This is a genomic window from Ruminococcus sp. RTP21359st1_H3_RTP21359_211015, from assembly GCF_040909065.1.
Lineage (GTDB): Bacteria > Bacillota > Clostridia > Oscillospirales > Ruminococcaceae > Hominimerdicola > Hominimerdicola aceti.
Map to the genome: position 1 here is coordinate 1 of NZ_JBDGDD010000052.1, position 9631 is coordinate 9631.

General features: G+C 43.8%; 9 protein-coding genes. All 9 read right to left on the reverse strand.

The window, feature by feature from the left end; translation table 11 throughout:
- Positions 1–161: 161 nt before the first annotated feature.
- Positions 162–1259, reverse strand: a complete 1098-nt coding sequence (locus tag AB5Z01_RS13125; protein WP_287216304.1) for a hypothetical protein — start codon at positions 1257–1259, stop codon at positions 162–164.
- Positions 1252–1755, reverse strand: coding sequence for an RNA polymerase sigma factor (locus AB5Z01_RS13130; RefSeq protein WP_287216305.1), 504 nt, complete (start codon positions 1753–1755; stop codon positions 1252–1254). The genes AB5Z01_RS13125 and AB5Z01_RS13130 overlap by 8 nt, the downstream gene beginning before the upstream one ends.
- A 108-nt stretch (positions 1756–1863) precedes the next feature.
- Positions 1864–2463: a DUF4364 family protein gene (locus AB5Z01_RS13135; protein ID WP_022288567.1), complete on the reverse strand. Its 600-nt coding sequence runs from the start codon at positions 2461–2463 to the stop codon at positions 1864–1866.
- Between the two features lie 27 nt (positions 2464–2490).
- Positions 2491–3582, reverse strand: a complete 1092-nt coding sequence (gene aroC / locus AB5Z01_RS13140) for a chorismate synthase (RefSeq protein ID WP_287216306.1) — start codon at positions 3580–3582, stop codon at positions 2491–2493.
- 86 nt (positions 3583–3668) lie between these two features.
- Positions 3669–4898, reverse strand: a complete 1230-nt coding sequence (gene aroA / locus AB5Z01_RS13145; protein WP_368365597.1) for a 3-phosphoshikimate 1-carboxyvinyltransferase — start codon at positions 4896–4898, stop codon at positions 3669–3671.
- 12 nt (positions 4899–4910) lie between these two features.
- A complete protein-coding gene (aroB, locus tag AB5Z01_RS13150) occupies positions 4911–6020 on the reverse strand; it encodes a 3-dehydroquinate synthase (RefSeq protein WP_368365598.1) in 1110 nt (369 codons plus the stop codon).
- Positions 6021–6069: 49 nt separating this feature from the next.
- Positions 6070–6540 carry an LURP-one-related/scramblase family protein gene (locus AB5Z01_RS13155; protein ID WP_368365599.1) on the reverse strand — a complete coding sequence of 157 codons (471 nt, stop codon included), beginning with the start codon at positions 6538–6540 and terminating at the stop codon, positions 6070–6072.
- Between the two features lie 112 nt (positions 6541–6652).
- Entirely contained in the window at positions 6653–7675 is a 1023-nt protein-coding gene (aroF, locus tag AB5Z01_RS13160) for a 3-deoxy-7-phosphoheptulonate synthase (protein WP_186491287.1), read from the reverse strand.
- A gap of 350 nt (positions 7676–8025) precedes the next feature.
- Entirely contained in the window at positions 8026–9279 is a 1254-nt protein-coding gene (gene hflX, locus AB5Z01_RS13165; RefSeq protein ID WP_256321412.1) for a GTPase HflX, read from the reverse strand.
- Between the last annotated feature and the right edge of the window lie 352 nt (positions 9280–9631).

The following is a 9631-nucleotide window of genomic DNA, read 5'->3' on the forward strand; positions in this document are numbered from 1 at the left end:
ACCTTCGTTTCGCTTCTTTCTTTATCGCTCTCTCGAGGCGACTTGTTTATTTTATCACTTTTATGCCTTTTTGTCAAGCGTTTTGTACCGTTTCTATGTTTTTTATAGATATTTTCATTATTTTGCACAGAAACAGTACAAAACTTACACAATATTGACGATCAGAAGAACGTCGAATATATCTTTGACTCGCCTACACTATAAACTACCCCGTCATCGAACGCAAATACAACTGTTAAAGTAAAAGTACCCTTGCTGTCTGTAAAAGCTCCGTTCTGAGAATGTACAGTAAGCGTTCTGCATTCATTAGTATAATTAACACCGAATGTCTTATTCACTTCCTCTATAGTCGATCCAGTCTTTATTCCGCCTATAGAAAACTCAGGACAGTTATCCAAAAACAATCCCATGACATCACAATCGCTTGCTTTCGCTTCCTCATAAGTGTTATTGTCAATTGTCATGCTTCCTGAATATCCTGTTGCACCATTACTGAAAAAAGTTTCCATATCATCTTCCGCTATCACATAATTTTTCGGGTCAACGCTCTCAGAATAACCACTTAGACCTGCCGCCCAAAGACCCATATCCGCTACATCACTATACTTTGCAGGGAATGCAAATGCCCTGCCCTTTAATGTCATATCAAAAAGCCTTTCGTCCTGCACATATATCTCAGGGTATACAGGGTCTTTTTCATCGAACTCTATAGGGTCTTCCGTTTCATTTTTGGACGATGTGGTCTCCGATTTGCTGTCGTTTGCATTACTATCTGTATTTTCTGTATTACTATTGTCTGAAATAACTCCGCCATTGTTGTCACTTATGCGGTCATTGTCTGTTATGTGCGTATTTCCACCCGTATTGTTGTTTATATTGGGCGTATCGTCCGTCTTGCCGTTGTCGATCTTTGAATCATGTGTACTGTCGACAATGCTTTCCTCTGTTTCGCCACCAGCTACTGTCTGATTTTCGTCAGAGCCGTTCCCATTTCTATTTATAAGGTCAGGCGACCAACTGTCATTGTACTGCGCTGATGAACTGCCGCTTGTCTTTATGCTGTTTTTATCAGTTTTGCTGTCGGATAAAAACAGACCTGCTCCAACTGCCACACACAGTGCCGCCGCACATACTCCGCCTATCCACATAGGTTTCCTGCTTACCGCCGCAGTATTGTTGAGCTTATTTTTAAGCTCCTCGACCTGTTCTTCATCAGGCTCTATCTGCTCTTTCATGCCTCTGAAAAATTCCTTATTCATAGAAATATCCTCCTTTCAGCTTTTCTTTCAACATTTCTCTTGCCCTTGTAAGCTGCATTCTCACCGTTCCACTGCGTACTTTCATTATCTTTGCTATCTCATCAGTAGACACCTCTTCAAAATAGTAAAGATAGACCACCATTCTGTATTTTTCAGGCAGTTCCGTTACAGCGCAGAAAACATCATTTTCCTCACGGCTTCTGAAAAAGCTTATCTCTTCCTTTCTTTCTTCAAGGGGAACTGTACGCCTGCGCCAGCTTGACAATATTATCTTTTTGCACTGATTGAGAGTAGTCCTGATAAGCCAGAACTTCTCCTCATCATTGTCCTTGACTGTTATCCCCTTTCGATAAGCTGCAAGAAACACTTCCTGAAAAACATCGTCTGCATCTGCTTTTGAGCCAAGACGTGCTATAGCGATTCCATAAACGGTACTTTTATATTTATCTATAAGCCTGTCTATCTCAGAAGGCGTATTTTTCAAATTGACGTCCATTTGATCACCCCTTAATAATAAATACTTTTTCTCTCCCGAAATGTCACAAAAAAAATAAAAATTTTTTCAAAAGCCGCCTGAGCATACGCCCAGACGGCTCCACTTTCTTTAGAACAATCCCTGCTCCTCTGCAGCAGACGGCACATATTCCTCGTTCTCGATTATATAGTCCACCACTCTGCAATAGAAATCTGTAGGATTCATCTGAATTTTCGACTTTATATAATTTGCCTGCTCCTGATCAGGTGCGTAAAGAGTTATGTCCATAAGCACCATATCATCGTCACAGCAGCGGCAATGCACGTTATAACCACGCTTTGCAGGCTTTATATCAAAGCTTACGTCACGATCGTTTTTAAGCTTGACGAACAGTCTTAGACCTGCCGCATATATCTTATCTCTAAAACTTTTCGGCACAAGTTTTTTGAATTTCTCAGCGCCCTCAATGCCCTTTTCAGTGAGCCGATAGTAATTCGTGCCTTCTATTTCCGCAAGCTCCAGCGTGCCGTTTTCCAACATTCTGCTGACAGCTTCCGTATATACAAAATAATTAACAACGCCTTCGCCCGTGGCTATCTCAGTAAGCTGATTAGGCGTACAAAGCTGATTTATCTGACCGAGAAAATAAGCCAGAAGTATTTGAACCTCATACACGTCGGAAATGTTCTTCATGTTCTCTGATATATGAGCCTCAGGATTTTGTACCAAGCTATCAATCCTCCTTTGGAAATTTCTCTAAAAATTTGGGTATTCAAGCATATGATCGAGCAAAGCTATATTAACAGCCGCCTCAACACATGGCACAGCTCTTGGAACTACACAAGGGTCGTGTCTGCCCTTTACTTCGAGAGTTTCATTTTTCATAGCTGAATAATCCACAGTTGCCTGCGGTCTTGCTATTGACGGAGTAGGTTTGAAAGCAACTCTAAGTGTGATAGGCATACCAGAAGCTATTCCGCCCAGTATTCCGCCGTGATTGTTTGTCTTTGTCACAACATGACCCTTATCATTTACATAGAACTCGTCATTGTTCTCCGAGCCTGTCATTTCCGCCACCTTAAAGCCTGCACCAAACTCCAGACCCTTTACCGCAGGGATACCGAAAATAAGCTGAGCTATAGAGTTTTCAAGTCCGTCAAAGATAGGCGAGCCGATACCGGCTGGAACATTGATAGCGATACATTCTATAATTCCGCCAACGCTGTCCTTATCCTTTCTTGCCTTATCTATCTCCTTTATCATTTCGTTGCCCTGAACGTCGATAATAGTCGGGAACTCTTTCTCACGAACTTCCCTTATCATATCCTTAGTGGTATTTATAGGGTCAAAAGCCTTATCCTTTATGCCATGGATCTCTGCGATATGAGCGCCCACATAGATACCTCTTTTTTCAAGTATCTGACCTGCCACTGCTCCTGCAAAGCATAGGGGCGCAGTAAGTCTGCCTGAAAAATGTCCGCCGCCTCTTACATCATTGAAACCTCTGTATCTCAATGCGCCTGTATAATCAGCGTGACCTGGTCTTGCAAGCCTTGAAAGATTTGAATAATCCTGTGAATGCTGGTCTGTATTGGCTATAAGCGCACAAAGAGGAGTACCCGTAGTCTTGCCGTTGAAATAGCCAGACATTATCTGCGGCATATCCTTTTCTTTTCTCTGTGTAGAGGTCTTGTTCTGCTTAGGCGCTCTTCTTGCCATAAATTGATATATCTTGTCAAGGTCGATGCTCTCCCCCGGCGGTACATTATCCATAACAACGCCTATTGCAGGGCCGTGGCTCTCACCGAAAACGGTAAAGCCTATATTGTTGTTCCATGTTGATGACATTTTACTTCCTCCTGTCAGCTTATAAAGCCTGTATAAATAACGGCAGATACCCGCCAGATCAGTACAAATTTTTGTACTAGCCCACGTTAAGGCTCACGGCTTATCTCTCCTCCGATGCTCTCATATACCTCAAAGAAATCGGGATATGACTTGCTGACGCACTCCGCACCGTTTATCTTCAGTGGTGAAGTACATCTTGTGGCAGCCACCGCCATTGACATTGCGATCCTGTGGTCGTTGAAGCTGTCAACTTCTCCGCCATTCAGTGAGCCAACACCCTCTATCTCCAATCCGTCCTCAAGCTCAGTTACCTTTCCGCCAATTGCGTTAAGGCACTGTGAGATAGCCGAAAGTCTGTCGCACTCCTTTATCCTAAGACGTGCGGCATTTCGTATATAGCTTTTTCCCTCGCAGAAGCTTCCAAGTACTGTAAGAGCAGGCACAAGGTCGGGTATATCCGAACAGTCGAGGTCAAAAGGCTGCAAACCACCATTTTTATTATACACTATTTTCTCGCATATTTCAACAATTTTTTTATCTCCCTGAAAAGATTTTTCAGAAAGCCCTGCGATATCAATATCACTGCCCAAAGAATTTGCCACCTTGAAGAAAGCCGCCTGAGAATAATCCCCCTCAACTCTGCCGCTGAAAGGCATATAACGCTGACCGCCCTTTACAAAATATCCGTTCTCTGTTTCCTCAACCTGACAGCCATGCTCTCTCAAAGTGCCTAGAGTTATGTCAACATATGGCTTTGACTCCAAATGAGAAGTGAGTATTATCTCACTGTCCTCCTCAAGAAGCGGCAGAGCAAACAGAAGCCCTGTGATAAACTGTGAGGATATTCCACCATCAACATAGAACTTGCCCCCTGTGAGCTTGCCGTTCACAGAAAAAGGCATAGTGTTGTTGTATTCAAAGCTTACGCCATGCTTTGGAAACTCTTCAAGATATGGTGTGATAGGTCTTTGCGGAAGCCTGCCCCTGCCGATGAACTGAGTATCCACCCCAAGCGCACAAGCAACAGGTATGAGAAATCTCAGCGTTGAGCCGCTCTCACAGCAATCCAAAACTGCGCTCTCAGGAATATCCTTTATGCCCTCTATCACAGCCTTATCGCCGTCAAAATCTATTTTCGCCCCAAGCGCCCTCATGCAATTCATAGTCGCAAGGATATCCACCGAGGGATAAAGATTTGTTATCTCAGAAACGCCGTTTGACAGCGCCGCCGCTATCACCATTCTGTGTGCAACACTTTTTGAGGGCGGAACTGTCACCTGTCCACTGAGTTTTTTCGGAAATACAGTTATATTCATCGCTATCCTCCGTTACATCTCTGTGATTATTTCAGCTATCTGCTCCTCGGATATCTCTTTGCCGAACTGATTTTCACCGAAGCACATCATCTCGCCTATTTCTTTTTGGAAAACAAATCTCAGCTTTCCGTCACGGACCTTTTTATCTGTATAAAGCTTTTTCACAAGAGCCTTTCTGTCAATATAGTCAGGTATTGTTGTAGGAAGCTTTGCACTTTCAAGAAGATTTTCCACACGCTGTTCATTTTCATGGGATATGAAACCAAGCTTCTCGCCTAATCTTGCCTGTGCCACCATACCGATAGCTACAGATTCACCATGATACAGCCTATAGTCAGACACAGTTTCGATAGCTCTGCCGACAGTGTGACCGAGATTAAGCACCTCTCTCAGACCCGACTCTCTCTCGTCTTTCATTACCACTTTGTACTTGACTTCGCAGTTTTTCTTTGCGATATACTCGCAGGCTTCACCGTCACATTCAAGCACCTTTTCCACGTTCTTTTCAAGATACTCAAACAGCTCCTTATCACCAAGACAGCCGTGCTTGATAGTTTCCGCAAGACCGCTTGAAAGCTGTTCTTCAGGCAGAGTTTTCCATGTGTCTATATCCAGATACACTTTTTTAGGCTGATTGAACAGACCGATAAGATTTGTAGCAAGGGGCGTATCAACGGCAGTTTTTCCGCCCACAGAAGCGTCAGCCGCCGCAAGGAGCGTTGTGGCATAATTCACAAAAGGCACTCCTCTGCCGAATGTTCCTGCAACAAACCCTGCCAGGTCTGTGACAACTCCGCCGCCAACGGCTACCACACAGCAATCACGGCGAAAGCCTTTTTCAAGCATAGAGTCCTCAACAAACTCTTTCATCTGCCTGGTTTTGGACTTTTCTCCCTCAGGTATCACAAAAAGCTCGGCTTTCAGACCTGCGGCGTTGAGCCTGTCATAAATATCTCTGCCATAGAGATCCACAACGATAGAATCCGTCACAACGGCAAATTTCTTTATCTTTCCCACAAGACCGCCTTTAAGGTCGCTGACCAGCGTATCCTGCAATTTTCTGCCTATTTCTATATCATAAGAATCGTCCACGACCCTTTTAAGCTCGCAGTTGAATTTCATTAATATCAAAACCTTTCAGTACAATTTTTTACACAGCTATCATAAAAGTCTAATTGCCGTCTGAGCATTTCTCTGCGTCTATCGCAAGTGCAATGAGCAATCCCGCCAAAGCATTACGATCATCATAAACGTCTATGACATAGGTATCGGTAAGGTGCAAAAGCTCCTTTGACACACGCATTATCTGTTCAGCACCGCTATAAACGGAATAGTCCCAGCCGAAAATGTCGCCGTCCACTCTCCAGCCGCAGAAATCTATATGGAACTTTGGCTTGAAAAAGGTGAACTCTTTCTTTATACAGCCCATATACTCTCCGCCTATGTATATCTCAAAGGTAGGGAAAATCTTCAGCACCTTTTCTTTCAGCACGCCGACCTTGTTTCCCATGTTGTCGTATATCTCCAGCAAGTGACCCCATGCGAGTCTGCCTTTTACGCTGAAAACTGCTTTGCCGTATTCGTCGCACACGTCATAGCTGTCAAACCATGAAAAAAGCCTTTGTTTAAGCACAAGTTTCATCGTTCCTCCTCCTTTGTACTTTATCCATTTACAGTTCTAAAACATTATACCACATAACTGAATATTTGTAAAGAAAAAGAGGTGCGAAAACACCTCTTTTTCAATGTCTTGTTTATTCGTTTACATCAAGAGGCTTGCCCATGAACTCGGAAAGTGCCTTAACTTTCTTCATTGTTTCAGCGAACTGTGCAGGAGTAAGTGACTGCGCACCATCGCTCCATGCGTTCTTAGGGTCGTTGTGTACCTCTATCTCAAGTGCGTCACAGCCTGCTGTTACAGCGCAAAGTGCCATTGGCTCAACAAGTGAAGCGATACCTGTAGCGTGGCTAGGGTCGATAGTGATAGGAAGGTGTGTTTTCTGCTGGAGCAGAGGAACGGCTGAAATATCGAGAGTATTTCTTGTGGCAGGCTCGAATGTGCGGATACCTCTTTCGCAAAGGATAACGTTCTGATTGCCCTCAGACATTATGTACTCAGCGGACATGAGAAGCTCCTGAAGAGTTGATGAAAGTCCTCTCTTGAGAAGAACAGGCTTGTCGCTTCTACCGAGAGCCTTGAGAAGTGTGAAATTCTGCATATTTCTTGCTCCTACCTGAACAACGTCAACGTCAGCAAAGCAGTCAAGATCAGAAAGATCCATGATCTCAGTAACGATAGGCAGACCTGTTATCTTTCTAGCCTGAATAAGAAGGTCGATGCCCTCCTTGCCAAGACCCTGGAATGAATATGGTGAAGTTCTTGGCTTGAATGCGCCACCTCTGAGCATTGTTGCACCTGCCTCCTTGACAGCGATAGCAGTTGTGATTATCTGCTCCTCAGTTTCAACAGAGCAAGGACCTGCAATGACCTGAAGCTTTCCGCCGCCTATCTTTCTGCCTGCAACGTCGATAACAGTATTATCAGGGTGGAACTTTCTGTTAGCATTCTTGTAAGGCTCCTGAACACGCTGTACATTTTCAACACATTCCTTAGCCTGAACTGCTTCTATATCGATCTGAGTTGTGTCGCCAATAAGACCGATAACATTTGAATGAACGCCCTCTACCAGATTCGTCGATACATGGAACTGGTCGAGCCAGTTCAAAAGCTCTTCTACCTGTTTTTCCTGTGAATTGTTTTTCAATACGATGATCATGTTACTTTCCTCCGAAAATCAAATTTGTATAGGCAATAAAAACAGCCGTGACATTCTTTTACAAGAAAGCCACGGCTTATAATAAACGCATATATAAAAACAGAAACTTCTCTATACGCCTATTCTGATCTCGTCGCTTTCTTCACACGCCAAAAAAACTCGAAGCCATAAAAGTAGCTCAAGCTCATAAAGAAGTATGTAAAGACTGCAGACATGATAACAGTAGACATATTCTGTTTTTTCCTTTCGATTTATTTGTTATTGCTAACCACGATTATTATACTCTCACAGGCAGGGCTTGTCAATAGCCCTACCGAGAGTTTACACTTTTTTAACGTTTGCAAAACACTTTATTCTTCGTTTTTCACCTTATAGCTTTCCACAAGATGATAGACCTTGATATCTACAAGAGCGTCAAGAATGATACCCTCAGCGGTATAATCCTCACTGAATATCCTGCCCTCCTGCCTTATGGTGTTCACAAGACCCGCCTTGTCAAAAGGCAAAAGAAGCCTGCATCTTACGCTGTTTTCGGGTAATGCCTTTTGTATAGCCGCAAGCAGGCTGTCAATACCTGTGCCGTTTTTGGCGGATATCTTCACCGCTTCACCTGATGTGTCAAGCTCGTTTATATAAGGCACTTTATCGCACTTGTTGAACACTGTCACCACAGGTATTCCTTCACAGCCAAGCTCTTTGAGCAGTTCAAGGGTAACTTTTGCCTGTTCCTCGCAGTCATCAGCCGAGGCGTCGCACACATGGATTATAACGTCCGCACTTGCCGCCTCTTCAAGAGTGGATTTGAAAGCTTCCACAAGCTGATGCGGCAGACGTCTGATAAGTCCTACCGTGTCAATAAGCGTCACCGACCTGCCGTCAGGAAGCTCTATAGCCCTTGATGTTGTTTCCAAAGTCGCAAAAAGCTTGTTCTCTGCAAGCACGCCCGCTTCTGTAAGATAATTAAGCAGTGTGGATTTGCCCACGTTTGTATAGCCCACTATCGCCGCTGTAAGAACACCGTCTTTCTTGCGACGTTTTCTCATAAGCCCACGACGCTTCTCTATCTCCTTAAGCTCGTCTGAAAGTGCCGCAATACGTGTTCTGATGTGTCGCTTGTCAGTTTCGAGCTTCGACTCACCAGGACCTCTTGTGCCGATACCACCGCCAAGACGTGACATATTAGTTCCCATGCCTGCAAGCCTTGGAAGTCTGTATTTGTTCTGTGCTATCTCTACCTGCAATCTGCCCTCACGAGTAGTCGCACGCTGAGCAAAAATATCCAGTATGAGCATAGTTCTGTCGATAGTGAAAACACCACACACGTCCTCGATATTTCTTATCTGTGTGGCTGTAAGCTCGCAGTCGAAAACTATTCTGTCGATATTTTCATTTCTGCATATCTCAGCCATTTCTTCAAGCCTGCCTGAGCCTATGCAGGTACCACTGTCAAAGGACGGCCTTTTCTGTGTCACTCTCGCTATCACCTCACCGCCTGCTGTTTCTGTCAGCTCTTCAAGCTCGTCAAGAGAAAGCTCCACGTCATACGAACCTGTGTCCACTGCCGCCAACAGCACACGGTCTTTCTTTATTGTGTTGTCAAACATTTCTGCCATATTAATCACTCCTAATGTCTGTTATCAAGCCGCTCTTCGGCTTTTTCAGGCATAAAAAAACACACCCTCAGGCGTGTAACCAAAACGTTATACGGAAGAGTCGGAGCGGCTCGTGCCAATGCACCTGCCTGATATTCGGTTTAATAGTTTCTCACCCATATTCTTGTAATTCTCATGTCATCCGACGCTCCTTTCGTAAAATATGTTTTATTATATCACAGCCATGATATTTTGTCAAGCATAAAAACAAAAAAGCAGGCTACCTTTTTGTAGTGCTACAATAGATATTGGACAAAATTAAGAAAAAAGAAAAGAGAGATAGGCAAAAATCTGATAAAATAAA